This is a genomic window from Paraburkholderia sabiae (assembly GCF_030412785.1).
Taxonomy (GTDB): Bacteria; Pseudomonadota; Gammaproteobacteria; order Burkholderiales; family Burkholderiaceae; genus Paraburkholderia; species Paraburkholderia sabiae.
The window spans coordinates 152,217-175,534 of the sequence record NZ_CP125296.1 but is presented as its reverse complement, the minus strand read 5'-3'; the positions used below and the strand labels follow the sequence as shown (position 1 = coordinate 175,534).

Genomic DNA, 23,318 nt, shown 5'->3' with positions numbered 1-23,318 from the left:
GCCGCGCTCTTCTGTTTTTTCCAACGATAGAAGCCAGCATCGATCAAGTAAAATGATGATTGGTGATGCGTACCATCATCGTGAGTGAGATGACGCCGGAGGGCGCCTCGTTCGCGTCATTCGTCTGTCCACCGCTCATGACGCCGTGTATCAAGTGTTGTTAGCGGCGCTGTGTTTTTCCCGTCGACGTGAATCCGTAATCTGACGTCACTGGAGGCACATCATGGACATGCAAATTCCCTTTCCCGAACCGCAAGTCGAACGCGCGCCGTTCCCTCTGCAACATCATCGCGGTTACGACCGCGTCTTTCGGCGCGACGCGCTCACAGTCGGCCTGATCCTGCCGCTCGAAACCCACGCGGCGTCGCCGCATCCGACGATGGCCGATCATCTGCAGATGGCGCAGCGCGCCGAGCAGGCCGGCGTCGCCGCCTTGTGGGCGCGCGACATTCCGTTCTACGACCCGCAATACGGCGATTCCGGCCAGATCTTCGAGCCGCTGATCTATATCGGGCATCTCGCCACCGCGACGCAGAACATCACGCTCGGCACGACAGGCATCGTTCTGCCGATGCGCGACCCGCTGATCCTCGCGAAGCAGATCAACTCGCTCGATCGTCTGACGGACGGGCGCGTCGTGATCGGCATGTCGTCGGGCGACCGGCCTTCCGAATATCCCGTCTTCGGCATCGACTTCGAGAGCCGCGGCGAGCGCTTCAGGGACGCCTACGAGGTGTATCGCAGCGTCAGCGAAAAGAACTTCCCACGCTTCGAATCGCAGCGCTTCGGGCGTGGCGACGGTTCGCTGACCATGCTGCCCAAGCCGCTATCCGGCAGGGTTCCGTCGATGGCCGTGGGGCGTTCGCAGCAAACGCTCGACTGGGTCGCGAACAACATGGACGCCTATCTCGGCTTCGTGCCCGAACCGGCGAAACTTTCAGCCTTCGCCGATGAATGGAAGACGGCGAATCGTCAGACGAACGGCGGCGAATCTGCGGCAGACGATGCGAAGCCGCTCGCATTCGGCGGGTTCCTGTATCTGCATCCACGGCGCGACTATCCGTTCAGACGTATCGGCGGCGGATTCGCGATCGGCAGCCGCACGCTGCGCGACTTTCTCGATCAGGCGCGCGAGCAAGGCGTATCGCACGTCGCGCTGAATCCGCGTGTGACGCCGCGCGATTACCGGGAGATTCTCGACGAGCTTCATCAGGACGTGCTCCCTTACTTCCCGCCGAACACGTAGCGCGATCCGCCTGACGTTCCGCGCCATTCGTCCATGCATGAAGCCGCATCCGGCCCGTCCGGTGCGGCTTTTTTCGCTTAGGCGTACCGTTTGCCCATTGCCTGCCGGACCACGCCGCATTTGTTCCTGCCGATCACAACTGTTTGTCCACTCCGTGTGTTCGCAAGCCGCTCGAGGAAGCCTAGATTTACGACCTAACGGCACGTCACTTTCGACGCAGGCCGAACAAACTTTAGAGGTCAATCATGAGCAATTCGCAAAAGGTCGCTATCGTCACGGGTGCATCGCAAGGCATCGGCGCAGAGATCGTCAAGGGCTTCCGTGAGCAAGGCTATAACGTCGTCGCCGTCGCGCGTTCGATCAAGCCTTCGGACGATCCGGGCGTCGTGGCGATCGCCGGCGACATCGGCGACCGCGAAGTCGCACAGCGCGCCGTATCGGAAGCCGTCAAGCGCTTCGGCCGCGTCGACACGCTGATCAACAACGCGGGCATCTTCATCGCCAAGCCGTTCACGCAATACACCGCCGAAGACTACGCGGCCATCCTGAACGTGAACGTGAACGGCTTCTTCCACATCACGCAGCTCGCCATCGCGGAGATGGAAAAGAACAACAGCGGTCACGTGCTGCAGATCACGACGAGCCTCGTCGATCACGCGATTGCAGGCGTGCCGTCGGTTCTCGCGTCGCTGACCAAGGGCGGCCTGAACGCAGCCACGAAGTCGCTTGCGATCGAATACGCGAAGTCGGGCATCCGCGCGAACGCCGTTGCGCCCGGCATCATCAAATCGCCGATGCACGCGCCGGAAACGCACGACGCGCTCGGCGCGCTGCACCCGGTCGGCCACATGGGCGAAATGAAGGACATCGTCAACGCCGTGCTGTATCTCGATTCGGCGTCGTTCGTGACGGGCGAAATCCTGCACGTCGACGGCGGCCAGAGCGCAGGTCACTAATCACGTATGACGAGGCGCTGGTAACGGCGTCTCGTCCCACCATCACAACCACTGCGTTACGGAGAATCTCATGCCTATCGTGACTATTCAGGTAACCCGCGAGGGCAACAAGCCCGGCACGAGCGCGGTCACGGCGGAAGAAAAGGCTCAGCTCATCAAGGGCGTGAGCGAACTGCTGCTGAACGTGCTGAACAAGCCGCTGGAAGCGACGTTCGTCGTGATTGAGGAAGTCGAGAAGGAGAACTGGGGCTGGGGCGGTTTGCCTGTCGACGAATATCGCAAGCTGAGAGCGGAGAAGAAGGGCTGAGCGCCTTCGTGTTTGTTGTTGTACATGGCGCGGGGAATCCGGCGTTCAAGTCTCCGCGCCCATGACTTACGGCTCGCGATGCGCCCTGCCGCGCCGCCAGTCGAGAATATTGCTGATCGATTCCTCTCTGCGCCCCGGCACCACTTCGATATGCGCGCCAGCCTGAATAAAGCCCGTTTGCACGACGCTCAGATAGACGCCCGCAAACCCGCTCAGGTACATATGCTTGACCGCCTTCCGGTAGCCCATCACGGCATTGAGCTTGAAACACGGATTGCGCGGCGCTTCCACGCGTAGCCTCACCTGATCGATGACGAGCGTATCGCCGATCCATAGATCCGTTTCGAGCAAGCCCTGCGTCGTCAGATTTTCGCCGAGCGTGCCGAATGCGAGCGGCTTGTCGGCGTCGGGCGCTTCGGCATCGATACGGCGTTGCTGCCACCATCCATAGTGTTCGACGGGATAGAGATAGACGGCCTTGTCGAGACCGCCGTGGACGCTCATATCCGCGTGCTCGTCGCCCGCAAGGCCGAGCTTCTGCACTTCGACCACCGCGCCTTCGCTTGCGCTGCTCACCGGGCACTTGCGAATCGCCGACTCGACCGTCAGCCCTTCGGACGCGCGTCCGATCTCGAGCGTCTGGCATACGCCGGTGTTGATCGACAGCAGCCGCGCGCCCTTCTTGTGTGCGCTGCTGTCGCCTGAGTCTGTCTGCGTGATCGTGTCGTCCATCGATTATGTTTGCTGTGACTGTTTAGCGCGCGAACTGCTGCAAACGGCGAATGGCTTCGTCGAGTTCCGTTTCGAGCCGCGCGACGAGTTCCGCAGCCGGCAGTGTACGCGCCAAAGCCGCCGCCTGGCCCGCCCATTGCGCGCCGAAGCCGAACTCGCCTTGGGCTTTCGCAGCGGCGTGCAGCGCCTTGCCTGCGTCGTACGTCACGGGATAATCCGGCGTCGCGGGACGATCCACGCCACGTCCGAGTTCCGTGAAGCGATTGACCATGCTGCGAGCAGGACGGCCCGAAATCGCCGACGTCAACGTGGTGTGAAGCGCGGCATCGCCGAGAATTGCGCGGCGATAGCCGTCGTCGATCGACGTCTCGGGACACGGCACGAACGCCGTGCCGAGCTGCGCGGCCTGCGCGCCGAGCGCGAGCACCGCCGCGATGCCCGCGCCGTCCATGATGCCGCCTGCGGCGATCACGGGCAGATCGAATTTCTCGACGAAAAGACGTGTGAGCGCGAACGTTCCGATGCCTTCATCGAAGACCTGCGTGTCGAACATGCCGCGATGCCCGCCCGCTTCGACGCCTTGCGCGACGATCGCATCGACGCCCGCATCGACGACCTGCTGCGCTTCTTCCAGATTCGTCGCCGACGCCAGCAACGTGATGCCCGTATCCTTCAACGCCTTGATGATTTCCTTCGACGGCAGCCCGAAGTGAAAACTGACGATAGCCGGTTTTTCTTCGAGGAACACGTCGAGCATCGGCTGATCTTCGACGAAGCTCGTGTAGATTTCGCCGAGTTTTTCGGGCGCGCTCGCGCCGTACTTCGCGAATTGCGGCGCGAGCCAGTTCAGCCATTCCTGTTCGACTTTCGCGTTGGCCGTTGCGGGCGCGTGGCAAAAGACGTTGATGTTGAACGGCGCGCCTGTCAACGCGCGCGTGTCGCGGATGGTCTTGCGCGCGGCGTCGGCTTTCATCGCGCCCACGCCGAGCGAGCCGAGTCCGCCTGCATTGGAAACCGCGGCCGCGAGCGCGGGCGTGGAGACGCCCGCCATCGGCGCCTGGATGATCGGCTTGCTGATGCCCAGCAGACTCAAAAGCGTCTTGCCTTCTGAACGCGTGCTCATGTCATGTCCTTATCGAAACGGTTTGCGCATGCCTGCGCCGCAAACGCTGGGCTTGCGGGCGCTCCCGACATGCTATCTATACCCCAGATCATCTTTTTCAGTGGACGACGGGTCAACCATTAAGCGGGCAATTCACTCTTGAGCGCGGGGAACAGGTGACTTACTTCGGCATCGGTTCGCTGGCGAAGGCGTTCAACTCGCGCACGAGGCTCGACGCTGCCAGCCGCACGAGTTCGCCGCCTTTTTCCGGCGATGCCAGCGCCGGGTCTGAACCCATGCGGCCGTCCGGGAAACGCGCGCGGAAATCGAGCGCCTCGCGGATCGGGCCGGACGGCGCGATCTTCGGCGAGTAGTCGGCGGTTTTGATCGCGTCGGGAAATGCCCATTGCGTAATGGCGATTTCGGACGGCGTGGCGTGCGAGCCGTGGCCTTCCGGGAACTGCTTGCGCGCGAGTTCACCCACGCCCTCCAGATCCCACCAGTTGCACAGCTTCATCGCAAAACCCGCGTGACGCTTCGCGAAGCTCGCTTCGACGTAGACCTCGGAGAACGCCGCTTCGATCGATGCAATGTTTCCGCCGTGTCCGTTCAGAAACAGGATTTTCTCGAAGCCGTGCGTCGCCAGCGAGCGGATCCAGTCGCCAATCGCGGCAATAAACGTGGACGGCCGCAGCGAAATCGTGCCCGGAAAGCCGAGATGATGCTGCGCCATGCCGATGTTGAAAGTGGGCGCGACGAGGATATCGGCCGACTTTTCCGCTTCACGCGCGATGATTTCCGGACACAGCCAGTCGGTGCCCAGCAGACCCGTCGGGCCGTGCTGTTCGTTCGAGCCGATGGGGACGACGATCGCGCGGCTTCGCTTCAGGTATTGCTCGATCTCGGCCCATGTCGATAGATGTAAAAGCATTGAAACTCCTGTGTTCTGCCTCGCGCTGCACGCAATGTGGCGCGCCGGTTGTGGGGAAAGGACCCGATCCGGACAAGCGTACAGGCAAACGGGCACGCCGACCAACAGCAACAAGGTTCACGACTCGTTGTTCTCAAGGCAACGACGTTTCGCATATCGACTGTTGAACGCTGTGCGCCAATTGGGCGGATCGATTCCAGACAGGAAAGATACCGCGAATGGGCTTTACCCTGCTGTGTCAGCGGATATTAATCGCATACGATTTCATCGCAAAGGATTGACGCAGCAGAAACTCCGCGTATGATCCGGCTTACACGCCTTAATCGCATGCGATTTATATGACGAACCTTTCCCGGCAGGAGACAAGCTTGAGCACGACGACCGCCCATTCCGACGTACAAGCCAACGCACAAACCAGTAGGCCGCCCGTCACGCAACTGCGCGTCGAGTCCTATACGAACGGCATCCTCGGCCCGAGCCAGACGATGCTCGGACCGCTCGCCGACGGCGGCACGCTGATCGCCGGCACGCCGCCCGGCTGCTGGGGGCCGATGATCACGCCCGCGTTCCAGGGCGGCCATGAAGTCACGCAGCCTGTCGCGATCGAAGGCGCGGAAGTCGGCGATGCCGTCGCGCTGAAAATCCAGCGCATGCGCGTGACGTCGCACGCGACGTCGTCGGGCGTGATGCAGTTCGTCGAAGGCCGCTATCACGGCGATCCATTCGTCGCGAAGTTCTGCTCGTCGTGCGGCACCGAGCATCCCGCCAGTCACGTCGAAGGCATCGGCGCCGAAGCGATCCGCTGCGATCACTGCGGCGCGGAAGTCAGCGCGTTCCGCTTCCGGCACGGCTACATCATCGTGCTCGATCAGGAAAACGGCGTGAGTCTCACGGTCAATCAGGAAGTCGGCAACCGGCTGGCGGGCAAGGCATCGGCGATGTCCGCGCTGCCCGAACTGGCCGCGCAACATTCGATTCTCTCGCTCGCCCGCGCCGACATGCCGGGCCTCGCCGCGCACATGCGGCCGTTCCTCGGCAACATCGGCACGACGCCCGCGCGCGATCTGCCCGACTCGCACAACTGCGCGGACTTCGGACAATATCTGGTCGGCGCGCCGCATCGATTCGGCATGACGACGGAAGAGCTGCACAGCGCGAAAACGGACGGACACATGGACACGAACTCGGTGCGCGAAGGCTGCATCGTGATTTGCCCCGTGAAGGTGCCGGGCGCGGGCGTCTATCTCGGCGACATGCACGCGCAGCAGGGCAACGGCGAAATCGCTGGGCACGCAACGGATGTGTCGGGCGAAACCGAGCTGACTGTCGAGGTCATCAAGCGGTTGTCGCTAGAAGGACCGATCCTGCTGCAAAACCTCGAAGACCTGCCGCCGATGGCGCGTCCGATGAGCGCCGAACAGCGCCGCAAAGTGGTCGAACTCGGTGCGCGCTATGGCCAGCATGACATCGAAGAGAACGGGCCGGTGACCTTCATCGGCAGCGGCGTCAACCTCAACGAAGCGACCGAAAACGGCTTGCGCCGCGCCGCCGCCGTCACGGGTCTGAGCTACGAGGAAGTGCTCAATCGCGCGACGATCGCGGGTTCGATCGAGATCAGCCGCTTGCCCGGCACTGTGCGCGTCACGCTGCTTTGCCCGCTGCCCATACTCGATCGCATCGGCATCGGTCATCTCGTGCGCGAGAAGTATCAGTTGGCGTGAGACCTGCTATTCTCTGCGGACGCGCGGCGCAGCCCCTTGCGCCGCGCCTTCGCAGCGTGCGCATTCGCGGCACGCCCATCACGGAAGCGCCATGCAGCGTCAATTCGAAGACCTACTCCTCGGCAGCATCGAACTCTTCTGCCTCGCCGCCGAACTCGAAAGCTTCACGCTGGCAGCGAACGCCGCGAGCGTGACGCCAGCGGCCGTGAGCCGCTCGGTTGCACGACTGGAGGAACGGCTCGGCGTCAGGCTCTTCGTACGCACGACGCGGCAAATCAGGCTCACCGACGCAGGCCGCCGCTACTTCGAACAATGCCGTCTCGCGCTCACCCAGCTCGCCGATGCCGAGCGCGAAGCGACGGGGCAGCAGAGCACGCCGTCGGGCGTGTTGCGCATCAGCATGCCGACGCCGTACAGCCACTATCGCGTGCTGCCGCTGCTCGCGGAATTTCGCGCGCTCTATCCCGATGTCACCGTCGAAACGCATCTGAGCAATCGCAACATCGATTTCGCCGAAGAAGGCTTCGACCTCGCGATTCGCGGCCGCGCGCCGGATGACTCCGGCCTCATCGCGCGCAATCTCGAAGATGCCGAACTCGTGGTGGTGGGCTCGCCCGCGTATCTGAAGTCGGCGGGCAAGCTCGACACACCCGACGATCTGGTCCATCACCAATGCATCCAGTTCGCGCTGCCGAGCACGGGCCGCAACATTCCGTGGATCTTCAGGCAGGGAGACGAAGACATCGAAATGATGACGCGCGGCGCGTACGGCACATCGGGCGACGTGCTCGCGGGTGCGACACTCGCGCGACACGACGCGGGGCTGTTCCAGACTTACCGGTTCGTCGTCGAACGTGACCTGAAAGACGGAACGCTGCGCGAAGTTCTCACACCGTACGGCGGACGCACGCGGCCATTCGTGCTGCTCTATCCGCATGCGCGGCATCTGTCGTCGCGCGTGCGCTGCTTCGTCGACTTTCTGGTGGACAAGCTCAGAGCGTAAAACGCTCGATACAATCGGCGCGATCCTGCAACTCTTCCCTCTTGTCTTCATCCATGCTGCCGAACGTCGATTCCATTGTCGCCCGTCTGCGGCTCAAGCAACTGCGCCTCCTGATCGCGCTCGACGAGCACGGCTCGCTGCATCGCGCCGCCGATCAGATGGCGCTCACGCAGCCCGGCGCAACCAAAGCGCTGCGCGAGATCGAAGCGACCTTCGGCGCGACGCTCTTCACGCGTTCGCCGCAAGGCATCCAGCCGAACGAACTGGGACGCTGCGTGATCCGTTACGCGCGGCTGATTCATATGGACGTCGCGCATCTGCGCGAAGAAATGGAAGGCATCCTGCAAGGCTCGGGCGGACGACTCGCGGTCGGCGCGATTACGGGCGCCGTGTCGGGCGTGCTGGTGGATGCGCTGACGCGTCTGCGCGAACGGCAGCCGACGCTGACCGTCGAAGTCGTCGAAGACACCAGCGCGCGGCTGCTGGCATTGCTCGATCAGGGCCGCCTCGATCTCGCCATCTGCCGCACGACCGTCGCGCAGCAGCCCGATCACTACGATTACGTCGAACTGCGCGACGAGCCGCTCGCGATCGTCGCGAGTCCGCTGCATCGGCTGGCGAAGGCGCGTAAGGTGAAGCTCGCCGATCTCGCGACGAGCCGGTGGATCGTGTATCCGAGCATCATGCCGCTGCGCGGCCTGTTCGAACGCGAGTTCAAGGAAGCGGGGCTTTCCGTGCCGCCGCATCCGATCGAAACGGCATCGACGATGACCACCGTGCTGATGCTGCAGCGCGACCCGACGCTCGTTTCGCTGATGCCGCGCGACATGGCCGCGCTGCTGGCCGAGCATGGTCTCGCGCGGCCGCTTGCGATCGATGTCCGCTCGCGCAACGAGCCATATGGCATCGTGACGCGGCGCGGCTCCGCGCTGTCGGCCGCCGCGCGGCTGATGATCGACGAGCTGACCTGACGCGCGCCCGCGGCCCGGCTTGCGTTGCCGTCATTGCGTGACTAATATCGATTCATGGCGGCGAACTGCGCGCATTGTGCGCGAACGACACGCCGAAATCGAAACGGCTGCCCGTCGCACATGAAGCCTTATGTCGTCCTGCTTGCAGCATGGATGGCCGCGTTCAGCGCAGCCAGCATGTATTCGGCCCACGCGGACGGCCCCGTCATCGTCGCGCTCGCCAATCCCTCGTCCGATCTCACTTCCGGTTTCGATTCGCCGCTCGTCGAGCAGGAACATCACGACCGGCACAAATCGTCTACGCCATCGCCCGCCATCATCCACGGACCGTCGTATCTTTCCGCGTTACGCGAGTACGATGTGCGTTCGCTCGCGCGGCGATTTTCATACAGCCCTTCGTCGGGATTCACGCTGAACAATCACGGCGAGTGAATCGTGCAAGGATCAATGCACGGCGGGCGTGCGGCTCTCGATCTGCTGCAGCGAAACACCGACGACATGCTCACGCCAGATCCCGCATTTCGCGATCACGGGAATCCACGCTTGACGCGCATGCACGCGTGCAAAGGCGCGCATCGATACCGTCGATTCGACCGGTTGCGAACCGTTGTTGCCCGCGAACATGCCCGTGCCCTGCTCGACCTTCGCTTTCAGCACGCGACGGTCCGGCGCGAGAAACATGTCATAACGTGAGGTAGTGCGAATCCAGCGGTCGAGTTCGGCGATACAGTTGATGACGGCAGGACGCACGTGAAGGCGCGAGAGATACGCGTAATCGTCGGGCACGTCGGCCCCGGTTTGCGAAAACGCGCTCGTGCAGAACCAGATGAGACTGAAGATGCCCAATAGGGCCGTGATACTTTTCATTGCGAAGAGGTGCCCGAAGGTGCAAATGTGTTGCAAACGTTCAAGGCGCGAAAGTATACCCTCTTCGCCGGGCTTTTATCGGTTGCGTCGTCTGCGCGTGTCGTCGCGCGGCCGTTCGCGTGACTTCAATCCTGCATAACGGATCGAAAATTGAATCTCGCTCATATCGCTGTGATCGCGGTGGCATGCGTGGCGCTCGTCGCCTGCACGCGCAAGGACAGCGTCTTTTCGCTCGCGCCGAACTACACGGGACGAACGGTGCAGACGGTATCGGATGTCGCCGGATGCATCGCGGAACGCTGGCGAACCAGCGCGCGCCATCTGCGCGAAGTGCACACGAACGACGCGGTCAGGCTCGAGGCGCAATCGCTGTTTCATGGCGTGCCTATCGGCGTGCGGCTCAGAACACATGATGGCGACACGCTGGTCGAATACTTCCAGCGCCGTGTCGCCGATCCGATCTATCGCGCGATGGTGAAGGAGTGCACGCGCTCGTAAGCGCATGCGAGCGCTCAGAATTCGACGAGCGCGAAGTCTTCCTTGCCGACGTCGCACAGTGGACAACGCCAGTCGTCGGGCACATCGGCCCAACGTGTGCCCGGCGCGAGGCCTTCATCCGGCAAGCCGGCTGCTTCGTCGTAGACCCAGCCGCAGATCACGCAGACCCACTGTTTGAAGTCGTCGGAAGATGTCTGTGTTTGCGCTGCGCCGTTCGAGCCGGTTGATTCCGGCGCGTCGGCGTTGTCGTCATGATCGATCGACACGACGAACGGCGCGGGACGTTCCGCGGCAGTCGTGTCGAGATAGCGTTGCAGCGCCTGATGCAGTTCGACGGCTTCGTTGTGGTTCAGGTCGATCCAGAACGGATCGCCGGCGCCGTCGTTGAGTCGATCAGGCGAAAACTGGAGTTCTACAGCAGTGGCTTTCTTGTACATGTGAAGTGACGTTGAGCGAACGCATGCTGCTGCCGTTCGCCGCGCAGATGACGTGGCGTCCGCTGCGCTCAGAAATAGTGGCGCAGCAGCGTGCTGACCAGCGCGGCGGCGATACCGATCAGACCGAGGGTTTCGAGGAGCGTCAGCGAGCGGCGAGCGTTGGCACGATTGGGTGTCGACATGGGGCTTGAACAGAATGAGTGACAGAAAGACCGGCGCGTTGCGTCCGGTCCGAAAAAAACGCGAGCCCGGATTTTAAACGCTCATTCGTTCGGCAGCTTTCTTTTCGCTGTCGGCTTGCGCGGATCGAGGTGCTGCATGCGGGAAGATTGACTTGCCTGGCGAGCGTGGATTATCGCTTGCGAGAGGGCCGCGATTAACTCCTGACGGTTGATAGAGTCTTTCGGGCTGGGGATTGCCGTTTGCGCCCCAATCATTCTCTGTTCGTTTCCGGCAAAACGCTGCCACGCGCTCGCCCTCGACGAACGCACGGCGTTCACGACGGATCGCAGCGGCGTCTTGCACGCGCACTGCGACAATTCACCACACAAAAAGCCGCTCTATCGATCGACGGGCGCACAGTTGCCGCGGCTCTGGCAGTTGCTCTGGCGTTTCGCCTCCTTCGTATCGCCGCCCGTTTCGCGCACACGGTCGTCGGCCCGATAGTATTCGGCGTTCTGATCGGCCTTCGCATACGAGGCCACGGGCGCGGCGAGTCCGGCCAAACCCACGAGAGCGAGAACAAACGCAAGCGTTTTCATTGTTCACCTCCTTGTTCGATCGTTTGCAAACGTTGACCACGGGCGTGATCCGGATCGACGGAACACGTAAAAAGCATAGTCGCTGCCTCGCGTGGGCGTTAGTTTTGCTGAGGCTGGTCGCGCGTCACATCGACTTGGCCTTGCCCGTCGGCGTCAGGACTTGCAGCAGGCCGTCGGTGTCCTTCACGATCAGGGCCATCACCAGCTCGATGCCCGGCGCAGGCGCCGCGTGCGAACCGTCGACGCGTTCGTTGATGCGCGTGAGCAAAGGGTCGAGCGCCTCGCGCGCTGCCTTCGCCTTGCTTGCGTTGACAGGTATCTGATTCACGGCATCGGCGAGCGCCGACAACGTGCGCGGCAAAGCCAGCCACACCTGATCGACATGCGGTTTCGCGCCGTCCGCGCAGGTGTGCGCGAGCGCCTGGCCGAACACCAGCACGTCGCGATGCAGGCGGCTCAGAAACGGCGGCACCTTGTCGATGGCATCGGAACTGTCGCGCAGGATCGGCACGAACACATGCTCGCGTCCCGCCTCTTGCAGCGCTTCAGCAAGCGCAGTCTGCGCAGCGAGACTGTTCTGTTCGAGCAGCGCGAGCGCCGTATCGTCGCGCGAGAACGCGAGCTTGTGTTCGATCATCTGTGCAAGCGCTTCCAGGCAATCGTGCGCGTTGCGATGTGCGCTCTTCAACGCGCGATTCGGCCACATCACCGTCGCGACGAACGCGGCCGCCGCGCCGATCAGGATTTCGGCCACGCGATGCAAGGGCCGCACGAACGCCGAGCCGGCGTCACCGGGCACGAGCAGCACGATCACGAGCGTCACGCACGCGAGCCGCAAGCCGGGCCGCGCCGCGGCGAGCGCCGCCAGCGGCAGCAGCGCGACGGAGAACACGGGCAGCGGATCGAAGCCGTGATCCATCACGACGAGCCCGATCCCGCCGACGATTCCACCGATGCACGCGCCGATGATCTGGTCGCGCGCGGTCGTGATGGCCTGCGTGAGACTCGGTTGCGTGACGACGATCATCGTCGTGATCAATGCCCAGTAGCCCTCGGGCAACGCGGCCAGCTTCGCCGCGCCATAGCTGAGCACGCAGCCCGTCAACGTGCGCCCGAAGCGGCGCGCTTCGGGTGCGCGAAGCAGGTTCCTGAGCCAGCTTTGGTCTTGTACTGTCATTCGGGTATATCCATCAAAACGCATGAACTGGCGTCATTGGGGAACATGCTTTGCTGCCGTGACTCCCTGTATTCGAAAGCCTTCATCGAACGCCTTCCTCAGGAGCGTCATGCCGATGCAGCAAGCCCATGCCCGCCGCATTCTTTCTGTCGCGCTCTGCGCCGCCGCGCTGCTCGTATCGAGTACGCAAAGGGTCGCCGCACAGACGTTGTCAGCCGATGCTTCATCCGTAGCCACAGCTTCTGCTGCATCTGCTGCATCGAACACCAGCGCTTCGCCTGTCGTGCCCGTGCCGCCGTCCGATCTGTACGGCGCGTTGTATCGCGATGTCGAACTCGCGCATCTCTATCCGGACAGCAAGACTTTCGCCGACATGGTGCCGAACGCGCCGCCGCAACAGATCGTCGCCGATTATGCCGGGCAGAAAGACGACCCGCAGTTCGCGCTCAAAGCGTTCGTCGAGCAGCACTTCACGTTGCCCGCGCGCCAGACGAAAGACTACGTGTCCGATCCGAACCAGAGCGTGACAGCGCACATCGACACGCTCTGGTCCGTACTCCGGCGCGATCCTGATGCGAGCGCGAGCCCGTGGTCGTCGCTGTTGCCGCTGCCGTATTCGTACATCGTGCCCGGCGACCGCTTCGACGAAATCTACTATTGGGACTCGTACTTCATCATGCTCGGCCTTCGTCAAAGCGGACGCGAAGATCTGCTGAAGAACGAACTCGATAACTTCGCGACCTTGATCGAACGATACGGCCACATTCCCAACGGCAACCGCACGTACTACCTGAGCCGTTCGCAGCCGCCGTTCTTCGCGCAGATGGTGCGGCTCGCCGCCGATCGCGAAGGCGACCAGGTCTATCTGCACTATCTGCCCGCGCTGCGCAAAGAATACGCGTACTGGATGGACGGTCACGACAAGGTTGCGCCGGGCGGCGCTTATCGGCACCTCGTGCGTCTGCCCGATGGCACGCTGCTGAATCGCTATTGGGACGAACGCGCCACGCCTCGCGACGAGTCGTATCGCGAAGACGTCGCCACTGCGCAGGCAACACCGCAGCTTAAGGCCGACGATCTGTGGCGCAATCTGCGCGCGGGCGGCGAAACAGGCTGGGACTTCAGCTCGCGCTGGTTCGCCGACGGCAAGACGCTCGCGACGATCGAAGTCACTTCCATCATTCCCGTCGATCTGAACAGCCTGCTCGTCGATCTCGAACGCACGCTCGCGAAGGCGTATCGCGTGCAAGGCGACGCGACGCATGCGGAAAACCTCGAACAGCGCGCCGCCGCGCGCGCCGATGCGATCCGGCGCGTGCTGTGGGATCCGCAGCTCAACGCATTCGGCGATTACGACTTCACGCGACATCAGCTCACGCATCGGCTGAGCGCGGCAACCGTCTATCCGCTGTACGCGGGCGTGGCGACGAAAACGCAGGCGGCTGCCGTCGCTGCAACGGTTCGTGCGCGTCTGCTGCGTCCCGGCGGACTCGCGACGACGACGGCTCAGACGGGTCAGCAGTGGGACGAGCCGAACGGCTGGGCGCCGCTGCAATATCTCGCCGTCACCGGTTTGCGTCGCTACGGTCAGGCGGACCTCGCGCAGCAGATCGCGACGCGCTGGATCACCACGAACGTCGCGTATTACCAGCACACGGGCAAGCTGGTCGAAAAATACGACGTCGATGCGAAGGCGGGCGCGACGGCAGCGGGCGGCGGCGAGTATCCGTTGCAGGATGGCTTCGGCTGGACCAATGGTGTGCTGCGTACGCTGATGGCGATGTATCCCGCCGCAGCCGGTCCGTCGACGCGTCCCGTTGATGTGCCTTCGGGTGCTGCGGGCGTATCGGAGGCGGCATCGGCTGCGGCGGCTGCGCCGAAGACGACGCATCGTCTTGAACAGACGCCTGCGCCTGCATCGGCTCCCGTTGCACCGTGACGCAATGAAGCGCGAATGAACCCACGCCGCCTAACTGCTTGTTACGAAACTCGCACACATGTTGCACCTTCGGCATGGGGCCGCGCGTAGACTGCGCTCACAGTAACCGGCGCGAATCGATGCAACACGCTATTGAAATCGGACGCGCCGGCGCAACATCGGTTCGATCAAAACAATCGGAAAACAGCATGACAGCTTTCGGGAAAGCCACACTCGCCGCCGCATCGCTCATTCTTGCCGTCAGCGGAACAGCGCACGCGGCGGGCTGCATCAAGGGAGCCGTGGTCGGCGGCGTCGCGGGACACTATGCGGGCCATCACGCCGTGGTCGGTGCAGTGGGCGGTTGCATCGTCGGACGTCATCTTGCGAAAAAGCACGCTGAAGAACAGGCCGCCCAACATCAGGCGCCTCACGCCCAGTATCAGTAATACGGGCAAGCCTGCGCGCCATGATTCGTAGGACGCTCGCGATTTAAGTCTGTCTTAATTGTCGCGGCTCAATATCCGTTCGCAGGCTTGTCATTGATCCCCTGTCGTGCCGCCAGAGCATCGGCGGCACCTTTTTCCGCGCAAGCACAAGCCGATTCACCCGCGCCGGAAACGAAGAAAAGAGGTACATCACCATGTCGAACAAGTCGAGAAACCGCAAACAGACCCGCCACGCTCCCGCCATGTCGCCGCTGCTGCGCGCGCTGACGTTCAGCCGCGCCGCGCACGAGCCGATTACGCAGGCCATGCTGTTGCAGGCGTACACGAGTCTCGATGCGTTCCGCCGCGGTCAGGGTTCGCGCGAACTGTTCACGACGCTCGGCCGGCAGCTGCTGGTGGCCGAAGAATTGAGCCGTATCGGTCACGTGCCCGAAGCAATCGACGATATCGCCGAAGCGCAGATCGCGATGACGGACATCGACACGACCGAAAAGGCGACGGGCAATTGGACGGTGGATGGCGACAACTACGCGTGGCTGACCATTGCGCTCGATGCGTTCGATCGCCAGCTCGCCGATGCATCGCTGGAAGACATCGCGAAGGCCGAAGCACGGATGATCGAAGGTCTGATGCGCACCGAGCAGCAACTGGCGCACGCCGTCGCTGCCTGAACGCGACCGCCGCGTCCCCTCGCGCGAGACGAGACGCTTGAGTTAAAGCTTGTGCAGTTCGGCCTGCATCCAGTCATGCACCTGATGGCTGAGTTCCTGCGGCGACCGCTCCACAGGCGACAGCGTAGGACCGATCACCACGCGGATATGTCCCGCGCCCGTCGGCCATCCTTTCGCGGGCCACACCTTGCCCGCGTTGTGCACCACGGGGACGATCAGCGCGCCCGTCGCGCAGGCGAGCCGCACGCCGCCCGACGTGAGCTTCACGGGCGCATCATGCGGCACGCGCGTGCCTTCCGGAAAAATCACGACCATATCGCCTTTCGCGAGCCGCTCGGCGGCTTCGCGCGTCACGGCGACGTGCGCCTGACGCGGCGAACCGCGATCGAGGCTCACCATATCGAGTCCCTTCAGCACCCAGCCGAAGAACGGAATGCGCAGCAGATCCTGCTTGAACACGAAGCTGACGCGGCGCGGAAACAGCGCGAGGAACGCGAGCGTTTCCCACGTCGATTCGTGACGGCACAGGATGATCGACGGTTCGTGCGGCAGATGTTCGAGACCTTCGATCGAGCAGCGAATGCCGAACGCGCCGCGCATCACGGCGACGAGCGCCCGGCACCAGAGCGCCGCGAGCCGGTAGCGCGCCGACCGGCTGATGAACGGATACAGCAGCAGCATCACCGTGGACCAGAGCGTCCCGCTGCCCAGCAGATACACAATGAACAGCCATTTAACGAGAACTGCGCGCATGGATTGTGGCATCGACGGAAAGTGAAAAGGCGCAAGCCAAACCCGAATACTACCGGCGATGAAAAGAAGCAGGCGCAAACGCTGCAGCGAGCACCATGAAGGCGCGCGGCGCGCCAAAAAGAAAACGCCGGCCAAAGCCGGCGTTCATGCTGTAGTTTTGAAGGCCCAGGTCGCCTGACGGCGCCGGAAGGCTAGACATTCAGCAAAGGTTCGCGCCGTTGAGCGCTCACACTTTGCAGACGGTTCAACCCTTCGCCTCTTTCGAATTATCGCGTACTGCGCAAACTTCCCCCGTGCGCAAGCAGAGTATCTCCGACCTGCGCACGCCGCTATGTGGCCAACCGAACATTCAGACAAAAGACACCCGAAGATTCGGCATCCGCGCAACACATCGCAGCGCGTCTTGCGCCAAACGCTTGCGTCACGACACGCTCGCCTGCGTGCATTCTCTCGAAAGCGCATCCAGTTCCGCAGCCGGAACCGGCCGCCCGAGCAGAAAGCCTTGCAGCGAATTGCATCCGAGCCGCGTCAGAAACTCCTTCTGCGTCGTGGTCTCGACGCCTTCCGCGACGATGTCGATGCCAAGCGTCTGCCCCAGCGCGACCACCGACGACACAATCGCAGCATCCTCCGCATCGTGCGCAAGCTCGCGCACGAAACCGCGGTCGATCTTCAGTTCGCTCGCAGGCAGCCGCTTCAGATACATCAGGCTCGAATAGCCGGTGCCGAAATCGTCGATGGAAATGCGCACGCCCATGTCATGCAGCGTTTGCAGAATCCGCAGACTGGCGTCGACATCGCGCATCGCGGCCGACTCGGTCACTTCGATCGTCAGATGGCGCGGCTCGACGCGATGCCGTTCGAGCGTATCGCGCACCAGCGCCGTCAGCTGCGGATGGCTGAACTGCACGGGCGACAGGTTCACGGCGACGTTCCAGTCGCACGTGCCCGAATCGAGCCATTCGCGAACCTGGCGGCACGCTTCGTCGAGCACCCATTCGCCGATCGGCACGATCAGCCCTGTCTTCTCGGCGAGCGGAATGAATTCGTCGGGACCGATCAGGCCGCGCTTCGGATGAATCCAGCGCACGAGCGCCTCGACGCCCCTGATCGGCCCGTCCGGCGCGGCGAACTGCGGCTGATAGTGCAGCAGCACCAGTTCGTTGCGTTCGATCGCCGCGCGCAGGTCTTGCGTCAGTTGCAGCTGGCCCTGCATGTTCTCGTTCATCGACGTGTCGAAGAAGCAATGCGCGTTGCGGCTCATCGACTTCGCGTGATACATCGCGGCGTCGGCGTGCATCAGCGCATCGTGGACGGACGCGCCGTCGGCGGGACACATTGCGATGCCGATGCTGGTCGAAATGCGCAGATCGTGGCCGTCGGCCTGGAACGGCGCGCTGATCGCCGCGAGCAACCGGCTGGCGACGGCCGTCGCACCCGCTTGATCTTCGTCGGGAACCAGCAGCACGAACTCGTCGCCGCCGACACGCGCCAACGTATCCTTGCCGCGCACGGCCGCCGCGAGCCGCTCCGCGACCTGTACCAGCAGACGGTCGCCAACCTGATGGCCGTAGGCGTCGTTGACCACCTTGAAGCCGTCGAGATCCATGAACATCAGCGCGAACTGGCCGCCGTCCTCGTGCGCCTTCGACAACGCGTTGTCGAGCCGGCACTCCAGCAGCACGCGATTCGGCAGCTTGGTCAACGCGTCGTGCAAGGCCAGATAGCCGAGTTCCTGATTGGCTTGCGCGAGCGAACGCGTGAGCGCCGCGTTCTCCGTTTCGAGCCGCAGGTCTTCGAGCACGGAAATCGTCAGTGCGACGGCCGTCACCGTGAGCGTCACGATGATGATCGCGACGGCGACCCATGCGCTGTGTCCGCCTTCCGTCGCGGCCACGCAAAAGCTCCCCGCCGGGAAGCCCGCCGCCGACATGCCCGTGTAGTGCATGCCGACGATCGCGAGTCCCATCACGATCGCGGCGCCCGCGCGCAGCGGCCGCATGCGGCGCGAGTTGTGGCGCAGGCTGAAGGCCGTCTTCAACGCGACGCCCGAAGCGGCAATGGCGATGACGATCGACGTCGCGAACAGCGGCACGTCGTAGACGATGCCCGGCTCCATGCGCATCGCGCTCATGCCCGTGTAGTGCATGCCCGCGACGCCGAGGCCCATCAGCACCGCGCCGCACGCGAGCCGCCCGGCGGGCAGCGCCTCCTGGCACACGAGCCAGAGCGCGAACGCCGACGACGCCACGGCAATCGACAGCGACGCCAGCGTGATCATCGGATCGTAGCCGAGCCGGATCGGCAGGCTGAACGCGAGCATGCCGACGAAGTGCATCGACCAGATGCCGAGTCCCATCGCGAACGCGCCGCCCGTCAGCCACCATCGCGCGGCCCGGCCGGTCGCCGTCATGATGCGGCCCGCCATTTCGAGCGATGTGTACGCAGCCAGTACCGCGACAAGGAGCGAGAACAGCACGAGAAGACTGTTGTAGCTGCCCTGTAACATAAGAGCCCCCAGGAATGTTCCCTCGACCGCTGCCGGACTTTGGTGAATGAAGCAGTCCGTTATCCGCGGAAAGAGGCAGGTGAAGTACGCTTTATCGACAGCTGAACGTAAATGTTAAGTGCGGAATGTCAAATTCCGAGCGTCCGCTCAGTTTTACGATTGCGTCCGGATGCGTCCGACTGGCCGGACTTTCGTATTCGGTGTAAGGCCGCGCCCCCGCCTGCTGATTCTGATTCTGGTTCGCAGCGGATCGGCGAAGCTGCGCGGCAACGCGCTAGTCGCTCGTCACGAGGATCCGCACCTTGCTATTCAGCGAGGGCATGACGAAATCGGATACGCGCCCCGCGCGGACATCGAAGAGTAGTTGTTCGAGCTTGTCGAGCAGCGATGGCCCCTGGCTGAGTGCGTAGGCGCCCGCGCTCGCGCCTTCCATCTCTCGCATGAGCGCGCGCCGGGCGAAGATCACGCGCTCGACGGCACTCGCTCTCGATACGAAATACTCTTCCACGTAAGCCGAATCCTTTTCGGCGCGTTCATCGTCGTTTGATTGCGCCGCATCGGCGTAAATAGTGACAGACGCGAGCGGCCTGCGCGCTCGCGTGAAAGACGCGGTGAGGAAGCGTGGAGAGGAAGTGTCCTTTCGAGGACTGCCTCCACGGCACGCCTGCGCGCTTCAAATCGAACAGCATGGATCGTCCTTCTGAATGCCGGCGCGCGAACTCCGCGCTTCGGCAAGGGCGAAATCTGGCTTTGGAACTTCCAGATTGTGACGAGGTGGCCGCGCACTTACTCTGCATCTGCGCGAGCCGTCACCCTCGCCTCGCCTCAGAAACAGGAGACACCCTCATGCTTTCCGCTTTGGTAGAAACGGTCGGCGCGCTCGGCATTCTGGCGAGCGTCGTCGCGAAGATCGCTGAATTGCGCAAGGAATATCGGCGCTGCAAGAGACTCTGCACGAATAAAAAAACCCCTCCGGAGAGGGGTCGATGAATCGCCAGCGAACCGTGCCTTCCGTCCAGCCCGAAGCGTCATCAAATTCCCCGCGATGAGATCGTTGGGGATCGCCGCAAGCCTGAGCGTTACACGAGCTTGATCGAGGTCGGGTCCGCCGTGAGATAGCCGACCGCCGAGCCGAAGCGATCCTTGTAGTTGGCGCGCACGAGGGGATCGAGCGTCGTCTGCACTTTCGCGTGCAGACTCGTCCAGTCGCCCGCGTGCTGGAAGTTGCTCATGATGTACGTCCAGCCGTTGATTTCATCGACAGCATGCAGGCCCGTCGATTCCGCGCCCGCCGGACACGACAGGATGCGCGCGAGCGTCTTCGTGTCGACGTTGTACGCCCACAGGAAGTTGTTCACGTGCATGCCGCTGTCTTCGCCGATGAAGAGCGTGCGCAGCTTCTCCGAGAACTTGAGGTTGTCGGGATTCGCGATCTTTTCAGGGTTCGCCGTATTGCCGAGGCTATCGGCCGTCGTCAGGTCTTCGCCGACGAGCGCGGCGGGCGCGCTCATGTCGACGGGCACCCATTCGCTGTTGATGGCCGCGCCGCTCAGGTCGCTCTGTCCCGCCTTCATGTTCAGCGCGTACACGGCACCCGACGAGATGCCCTTGTCGAGCGCGATATCCGTCGAATGCGCATTGCCGCGCACCATCGACGACGTGATCTGCGACATCGCCGAATACAGGATCTTGTCCTTCGCGTTGACCGTCGTGCCTTCGAGCTTCGTGAAGCCCATGCTCGCGCCGCGCAGCGCGGCGTAGCGGTGCGTTTCGAGGAACGCGGCGGCCTTTTCCATGCCCGTCTTGATGCGAATCCAGTTGAACTTGCCGCCGACGTGAATCTTCGTGTACGTCGGATCGGTCGGCGGATTCAGCTCGTCGGTGACGATGTCCATGATGTCGGTAATCGTCAGCGTGTTGGCGAGCGCTTCGATTTCGTCGCTGGTCGCGTGGCCGAGATTGAGCCACGTGAGCGTCGCGGCGCCCGCACTCGCCGACGATGTTTGCGCCCACTTCGCCACATACAGCGTGCCCGCCGACAGGTCCGCTTCCTTGTCGGCGACGAACATGAAGAGGCCGCCGTTGGTCGCGTCGTCGCCCATCAGCACGGTGCGCTTGTCGGGCATCACCTGAATCAGCTCGTGCGAAATGCGGCCGAGGCAGTAGTGCTTTTTCACGGTGCCCGTGCCGTCGGGATTCACGGTGACTTCGGGCAGATGGCCGTAGTGATACGGACGCGCCGTCGATGCATTGCCATATAGGTTCTGGCTATACGCCTGAAACTGCGTGTTCGTCGCGATGCTTGCGGCGTCCGGCTCGTACTCTTCGCTCGACAGATGCGTGTTCCACGGCGACAGACTCGCGCCGCACGTGATCCACAGACCATGCGCGCCCGACGTATCGACGTTCGAGTAGCTGACCAGCGCGAGCTTGCCCGTCGCCGGATCCTGATCGAGCGTGAGCACGGCGATCGGCGACGGCAGCTTGCCGTACATGTCGCCCGCCGCCGTCTGCGTCTGGTCGCGCGTCGTGTATTCGAACTGCACGACGGCGAACACCGGGTTGCCCTTCACGCCTTTCACGGTCGGCTTGTCGAGGCGGATCAGCGACGTGCCGTCCGGGCAATCGGAGAAGAACTGGCGCTCCTTGCCGGCCACCGAGCTGTCGATGATCGGCTGGTTGCTGATGTCGAAATAACCGCCCGCGACGATCGTGCCGCCCGTGGTGTTCGGCACCGTGTCGCCCGTGATGAAGAACGGCTGATACGCGAGCTTGTACGAGCGACTGCTGCCGTCGCTGAACTGCGCGGTGAGCGTGGAGGCGACCGTGGTCGTCGCCATCGCGGCGGGATCGGCCAGCGACGGCGCGGCCATGCCGCCGAACGACGCCGCCGTGAAAGCAGCCGTCGATGCCGCAGGCGTGGTGCTCGCCGGGTGATCGCTGGTGCCGCCGCATGCAGTGAGCAACGAAGCCGCTGCCGCGCTGCCGAGCGGCAGCATCGGTGCGCCGGCAATGATCTTGAGCGCCTTGCGGCGTGAGAAGTCGAGAGGCTGCGCCATGTTCTTGTGATCCATTGATGGGGATGGGTTGGTTGAATCAACAACCAGTCCACGCCAGGATCAGGCAGTCCACGGCGCGCCGGTATGACGCGCTACTTTAGGAAATGATTATGAAATATGTTTGACAGGCGTTTGTAATGTCTGAAAAACGCTGCTGAGCACTCAAACGCGACCCGCAACGGGAATCAATGCGCCCGTGATGCACTGCGCGTCCTTCGACAGCAGAAACGCAATCACCGCGCCGATCTGCTCCGATGTCACCCAGCGCGAGAAATCGGCGTCGGGCATGTCGGCGCGATTCTGCGGCGTGTCGATGATGCTCGGCAGGATCGCGTTGACGGTGGTGCCCTTGTCCTTGAGTTCTTCGGCAAGCGCTTCCGTGAGTCGCATCACGCCCGCCTTCGACGCGGCATACGCGCCCATTCCCATGCCCGCCTTCAACCCCGCCATCGCGCCGACATTGACGATCCGTCCGCCCGTCGCTCTCGTCAGATGCCAGAGCGCGGCCTTCGATGCGTTCAGCGTCGTCTTCACGTTCACGTCGAACATGCGTTCCCAGGTGTCGGCGCTGCCATCGGCGATCGTCTCCCAGCTGAAACCGCCCGCAACGTTCACGAGCGCATTCAATCCGCCGAGCTGACTCGCGATCGAATCGAGCGCGCGTTGCGCCGCGTCGCGTTCCGCGAGATCGATGCCGCCGACGACGCACGCCTGCGCGAGCGACGCGGGCAGACTCGACGGCGGCTTGCCTCTGCCGATCAGCGCGACCTTCGCGCCACGCTCCGCAAGCGCCTGCGCCGTCACGAGACCGAGATTGCCGAAGGCGCCTGTAATCGCGACGATCGTTCCGTCCAAGCTGTTCATGAAGTACGCGCTCCCAACGCAGGTCGAAGTTCAATTGAATGTGCGCGCCGTCACGCGATCACTCGCAGCGTACGGCGCGCACGAAAGACAGTGTTGTCGCAAGGCACGCGCGCGTCAATTGTCGATAGGACCGTTTGCCGTTCGTCGTGCATGTAGGCACTCCTTTTAATCGACGCAAGATCGCAAAGCAAGACGCACAACAAAATTGGACGATCGGATAAAGAGGCGCGACGCAAGGGCAAAGGTCATCGCCACACTTTGCCGCATAGTGAGTCATGAGACGGCATCGAGCACCATGAATCATCTGTTGCAGCAAGCGCGTTCTACAACGTCGGGCAGCAAGGTCTTGTGAAGTCAGGGTGTGCAGCCAGTTCCCTCGCCGTGGT

24 protein-coding genes are annotated in these 23,318 nt (G+C 63.0%); 12 read left to right on the top strand and 12 right to left on the bottom strand.

Translation table 11 applies throughout. The features are described from left to right. Positions 1-223 precede the first annotated feature (223 nt). From QEN71_RS30450 to QEN71_RS30440, 3 genes are all read left to right on the top strand, one after another. Positions 224-1,246: a TIGR03571 family LLM class oxidoreductase gene (locus QEN71_RS30450; RefSeq protein ID WP_201646870.1), complete on the top strand. Its 1,023-nt coding sequence runs from the start codon at positions 224-226 to the stop codon at positions 1,244-1,246. Between the two features lie 245 nt (positions 1,247-1,491). Beyond that, positions 1,492-2,202 carry an SDR family NAD(P)-dependent oxidoreductase gene (locus QEN71_RS30445; protein ID WP_201646869.1) on the top strand — a complete coding sequence of 237 codons (711 nt, stop codon included), beginning with the start codon at positions 1,492-1,494 and terminating at the stop codon, positions 2,200-2,202. 70 nt (positions 2,203-2,272) lie between these two features. Then, positions 2,273-2,509, top strand: coding sequence for a tautomerase family protein (locus tag QEN71_RS30440; protein ID WP_201646868.1), 237 nt, complete (start codon positions 2,273-2,275; stop codon positions 2,507-2,509). Positions 2,510-2,575: 66 nt separating this feature from the next. Here the strand turns inward: QEN71_RS30440 and QEN71_RS30435 are convergent, their stop codons facing one another. From QEN71_RS30435 to QEN71_RS30425, 3 genes are all read right to left on the bottom strand, one after another. Then, on the bottom strand, positions 2,576-3,241 hold the full coding sequence (locus tag QEN71_RS30435) for an MOSC domain-containing protein (RefSeq protein WP_201646867.1): 666 nt from the start codon (positions 3,239-3,241) through the stop codon (positions 2,576-2,578). Positions 3,242-3,263: 22 nt separating this feature from the next. Continuing rightward, positions 3,264-4,364: an NAD(P)H-dependent flavin oxidoreductase gene (locus QEN71_RS30430; RefSeq protein WP_201646866.1), complete on the bottom strand. Its 1,101-nt coding sequence runs from the start codon at positions 4,362-4,364 to the stop codon at positions 3,264-3,266. A 160-nt stretch (positions 4,365-4,524) separates the two neighbouring features. Beyond that, positions 4,525-5,274, bottom strand: coding sequence for a creatininase family protein (locus tag QEN71_RS30425; RefSeq protein WP_201646865.1), 750 nt, complete (start codon positions 5,272-5,274; stop codon positions 4,525-4,527). A gap of 368 nt (positions 5,275-5,642) precedes the next feature. On the opposite strand from QEN71_RS30425, the gene QEN71_RS30420 reads away from it, so the two are divergent. The 4 genes from QEN71_RS30420 (at position 5,643) to QEN71_RS30405 (ending at position 9,401) form a co-directional block, all read left to right on the top strand. Beyond that, positions 5,643-6,995, top strand: a complete 1,353-nt coding sequence (locus tag QEN71_RS30420) for an acetamidase/formamidase family protein (protein WP_201646864.1) — start codon at positions 5,643-5,645, stop codon at positions 6,993-6,995. Positions 6,996-7,086: 91 nt separating this feature from the next. Beyond that, positions 7,087-7,998, top strand: coding sequence for a LysR family transcriptional regulator (locus QEN71_RS30415; protein WP_201646863.1), 912 nt, complete (start codon positions 7,087-7,089; stop codon positions 7,996-7,998). Positions 7,999-8,051: 53 nt separating this feature from the next. Beyond that, complete coding sequence (locus QEN71_RS30410) at positions 8,052-8,969, top strand: LysR family transcriptional regulator (RefSeq protein ID WP_201648004.1); 918 nt, start codon at positions 8,052-8,054, stop codon at positions 8,967-8,969. 120 nt (positions 8,970-9,089) lie between these two features. Continuing rightward, entirely contained in the window at positions 9,090-9,401 is a 312-nt protein-coding gene (locus QEN71_RS30405; protein WP_201646862.1) for a hypothetical protein, read from the top strand. A 12-nt stretch (positions 9,402-9,413) separates the two neighbouring features. Here the strand turns inward: QEN71_RS30405 and QEN71_RS30400 are convergent, their stop codons facing one another. After that, positions 9,414-9,836, bottom strand: a complete 423-nt coding sequence (locus tag QEN71_RS30400) for a BspC domain-containing protein (RefSeq protein ID WP_201646861.1) — start codon at positions 9,834-9,836, stop codon at positions 9,414-9,416. A gap of 150 nt (positions 9,837-9,986) precedes the next feature. Here QEN71_RS30400 and QEN71_RS30395 point away from each other — a divergent pair, with 150 nt between their 5' ends. Further along, positions 9,987-10,334: a hypothetical protein gene (locus tag QEN71_RS30395; RefSeq protein ID WP_201646860.1), complete on the top strand. Its 348-nt coding sequence runs from the start codon at positions 9,987-9,989 to the stop codon at positions 10,332-10,334. Positions 10,335-10,348: 14 nt separating this feature from the next. On the opposite strand, the gene QEN71_RS30390 is transcribed toward QEN71_RS30395, so the two are convergent. The 3 genes from QEN71_RS30390 to QEN71_RS30380 form a co-directional block, all read right to left on the bottom strand. Beyond that, the gene (locus QEN71_RS30390; RefSeq protein WP_233471597.1) at positions 10,349-10,771 is read right to left on the bottom strand and encodes a rubredoxin; all 423 of its coding nucleotides are present in this window, start codon (positions 10,769-10,771) and stop codon (positions 10,349-10,351) included. A 560-nt stretch (positions 10,772-11,331) separates the two neighbouring features. Continuing rightward, positions 11,332-11,532, bottom strand: coding sequence for a hypothetical protein (locus QEN71_RS30385; RefSeq protein ID WP_201646859.1), 201 nt, complete (start codon positions 11,530-11,532; stop codon positions 11,332-11,334). Between the two features lie 124 nt (positions 11,533-11,656). Then, entirely contained in the window at positions 11,657-12,709 is a 1,053-nt protein-coding gene (locus tag QEN71_RS30380; protein ID WP_201646858.1) for an FUSC family protein, read from the bottom strand. 109 nt (positions 12,710-12,818) lie between these two features. Here QEN71_RS30380 and treF point away from each other — a divergent pair, with 109 nt between their 5' ends. The 3 genes from treF to QEN71_RS30365 all read left to right on the top strand — a co-directional run bounded on the left by treF (position 12,819) and on the right by QEN71_RS30365 (position 15,747). Then, a complete protein-coding gene (treF, locus tag QEN71_RS30375; protein WP_201646857.1) occupies positions 12,819-14,648 on the top strand; it encodes an alpha,alpha-trehalase TreF in 1,830 nt (609 codons plus the stop codon). Between the two features lie 188 nt (positions 14,649-14,836). After that, positions 14,837-15,076 carry a hypothetical protein gene (locus tag QEN71_RS30370; protein ID WP_201646856.1) on the top strand — a complete coding sequence of 80 codons (240 nt, stop codon included), beginning with the start codon at positions 14,837-14,839 and terminating at the stop codon, positions 15,074-15,076. A gap of 194 nt (positions 15,077-15,270) precedes the next feature. Beyond that, on the top strand, positions 15,271-15,747 hold the full coding sequence (locus tag QEN71_RS30365; RefSeq protein WP_201646855.1) for a hypothetical protein: 477 nt from the start codon (positions 15,271-15,273) through the stop codon (positions 15,745-15,747). A 42-nt stretch (positions 15,748-15,789) separates the two neighbouring features. Here the strand turns inward: QEN71_RS30365 and QEN71_RS30360 are convergent, their stop codons facing one another. The 3 genes from QEN71_RS30360 to QEN71_RS30350 form a co-directional block, all read right to left on the bottom strand. Then, entirely contained in the window at positions 15,790-16,500 is a 711-nt protein-coding gene (locus QEN71_RS30360) for a lysophospholipid acyltransferase family protein (protein WP_201646854.1), read from the bottom strand. 421 nt (positions 16,501-16,921) lie between these two features. After that, complete coding sequence (locus QEN71_RS30355) at positions 16,922-19,009, bottom strand: putative bifunctional diguanylate cyclase/phosphodiesterase (RefSeq protein WP_201646853.1); 2,088 nt, start codon at positions 19,007-19,009, stop codon at positions 16,922-16,924. A 274-nt stretch (positions 19,010-19,283) separates the two neighbouring features. After that, positions 19,284-19,517 (bottom strand): hypothetical protein, encoded by a 234-nt coding sequence (locus tag QEN71_RS30350; RefSeq protein ID WP_201646852.1) that lies wholly within the window; start codon positions 19,515-19,517, stop codon positions 19,284-19,286. A gap of 338 nt (positions 19,518-19,855) precedes the next feature. On the opposite strand from QEN71_RS30350, the gene QEN71_RS30345 reads away from it, so the two are divergent. Then, positions 19,856-19,999, top strand: a complete 144-nt coding sequence (locus QEN71_RS30345) for a hypothetical protein (RefSeq protein ID WP_201646851.1) — start codon at positions 19,856-19,858, stop codon at positions 19,997-19,999. Between the two features lie 89 nt (positions 20,000-20,088). On the opposite strand, the gene QEN71_RS30340 is transcribed toward QEN71_RS30345, so the two are convergent. Next, positions 20,089-22,068, bottom strand: coding sequence for a PhoX family protein (locus tag QEN71_RS30340; RefSeq protein ID WP_201646850.1), 1,980 nt, complete (start codon positions 22,066-22,068; stop codon positions 20,089-20,091). 162 nt (positions 22,069-22,230) lie between these two features. Then, complete coding sequence (locus tag QEN71_RS30335) at positions 22,231-22,932, bottom strand: SDR family NAD(P)-dependent oxidoreductase (RefSeq protein WP_201646849.1); 702 nt, start codon at positions 22,930-22,932, stop codon at positions 22,231-22,233. Positions 22,933-23,318 lie beyond the last annotated feature (386 nt).

What these genes read in the sequence shown, in the direction of transcription:
- QEN71_RS30435 (WP_201646867.1), bottom strand. Translation starts at nt 3,241, where the DNA reads ATGGACGACACGATCACGCAGACAGACTCAGGCGACAGCAGCGCACAC.
- QEN71_RS30425 (WP_201646865.1), bottom strand. Translation starts at nt 5,274, where the DNA reads ATGCTTTTACATCTATCGACATGGGCCGAGATCGAGCAATACCTGAAG.
- QEN71_RS30355 (WP_201646853.1), bottom strand. Translation starts at nt 19,009, where the DNA reads ATGTTACAGGGCAGCTACAACAGTCTTCTCGTGCTGTTCTCGCTCCTT.
- QEN71_RS30345 (WP_201646851.1), top strand. Translation starts at nt 19,856, where the DNA reads ATGCTTTCCGCTTTGGTAGAAACGGTCGGCGCGCTCGGCATTCTGGCG.
- QEN71_RS30380 (WP_201646858.1), bottom strand. Translation starts at nt 12,709, where the DNA reads ATGACAGTACAAGACCAAAGCTGGCTCAGGAACCTGCTTCGCGCACCC.
- QEN71_RS30445 (WP_201646869.1), top strand. Translation starts at nt 1,492, where the DNA reads ATGAGCAATTCGCAAAAGGTCGCTATCGTCACGGGTGCATCGCAAGGC.
- QEN71_RS30390 (WP_233471597.1), bottom strand. Translation starts at nt 10,771, where the DNA reads ATGTACAAGAAAGCCACTGCTGTAGAACTCCAGTTTTCGCCTGATCGA.
- QEN71_RS30370 (WP_201646856.1), top strand. Translation starts at nt 14,837, where the DNA reads ATGACAGCTTTCGGGAAAGCCACACTCGCCGCCGCATCGCTCATTCTT.
- QEN71_RS30335 (WP_201646849.1), bottom strand. Translation starts at nt 22,932, where the DNA reads ATGAACAGCTTGGACGGAACGATCGTCGCGATTACAGGCGCCTTCGGC.
- treF (WP_201646857.1), top strand. Translation starts at nt 12,819, where the DNA reads ATGCCGATGCAGCAAGCCCATGCCCGCCGCATTCTTTCTGTCGCGCTC.
- QEN71_RS30410 (WP_201648004.1), top strand. Translation starts at nt 8,052, where the DNA reads ATGCTGCCGAACGTCGATTCCATTGTCGCCCGTCTGCGGCTCAAGCAA.
- QEN71_RS30365 (WP_201646855.1), top strand. Translation starts at nt 15,271, where the DNA reads ATGTCGAACAAGTCGAGAAACCGCAAACAGACCCGCCACGCTCCCGCC.
- QEN71_RS30400 (WP_201646861.1), bottom strand. Translation starts at nt 9,836, where the DNA reads ATGAAAAGTATCACGGCCCTATTGGGCATCTTCAGTCTCATCTGGTTC.
- QEN71_RS30430 (WP_201646866.1), bottom strand. Translation starts at nt 4,364, where the DNA reads ATGAGCACGCGTTCAGAAGGCAAGACGCTTTTGAGTCTGCTGGGCATC.
- QEN71_RS30450 (WP_201646870.1), top strand. Translation starts at nt 224, where the DNA reads ATGGACATGCAAATTCCCTTTCCCGAACCGCAAGTCGAACGCGCGCCG.
- QEN71_RS30405 (WP_201646862.1), top strand. Translation starts at nt 9,090, where the DNA reads ATGAAGCCTTATGTCGTCCTGCTTGCAGCATGGATGGCCGCGTTCAGC.
- QEN71_RS30385 (WP_201646859.1), bottom strand. Translation starts at nt 11,532, where the DNA reads ATGAAAACGCTTGCGTTTGTTCTCGCTCTCGTGGGTTTGGCCGGACTC.
- QEN71_RS30340 (WP_201646850.1), bottom strand. Translation starts at nt 22,068, where the DNA reads ATGGCGCAGCCTCTCGACTTCTCACGCCGCAAGGCGCTCAAGATCATT.
- QEN71_RS30360 (WP_201646854.1), bottom strand. Translation starts at nt 16,500, where the DNA reads ATGCGCGCAGTTCTCGTTAAATGGCTGTTCATTGTGTATCTGCTGGGC.
- QEN71_RS30440 (WP_201646868.1), top strand. Translation starts at nt 2,273, where the DNA reads ATGCCTATCGTGACTATTCAGGTAACCCGCGAGGGCAACAAGCCCGGC.
- QEN71_RS30415 (WP_201646863.1), top strand. Translation starts at nt 7,087, where the DNA reads ATGCAGCGTCAATTCGAAGACCTACTCCTCGGCAGCATCGAACTCTTC.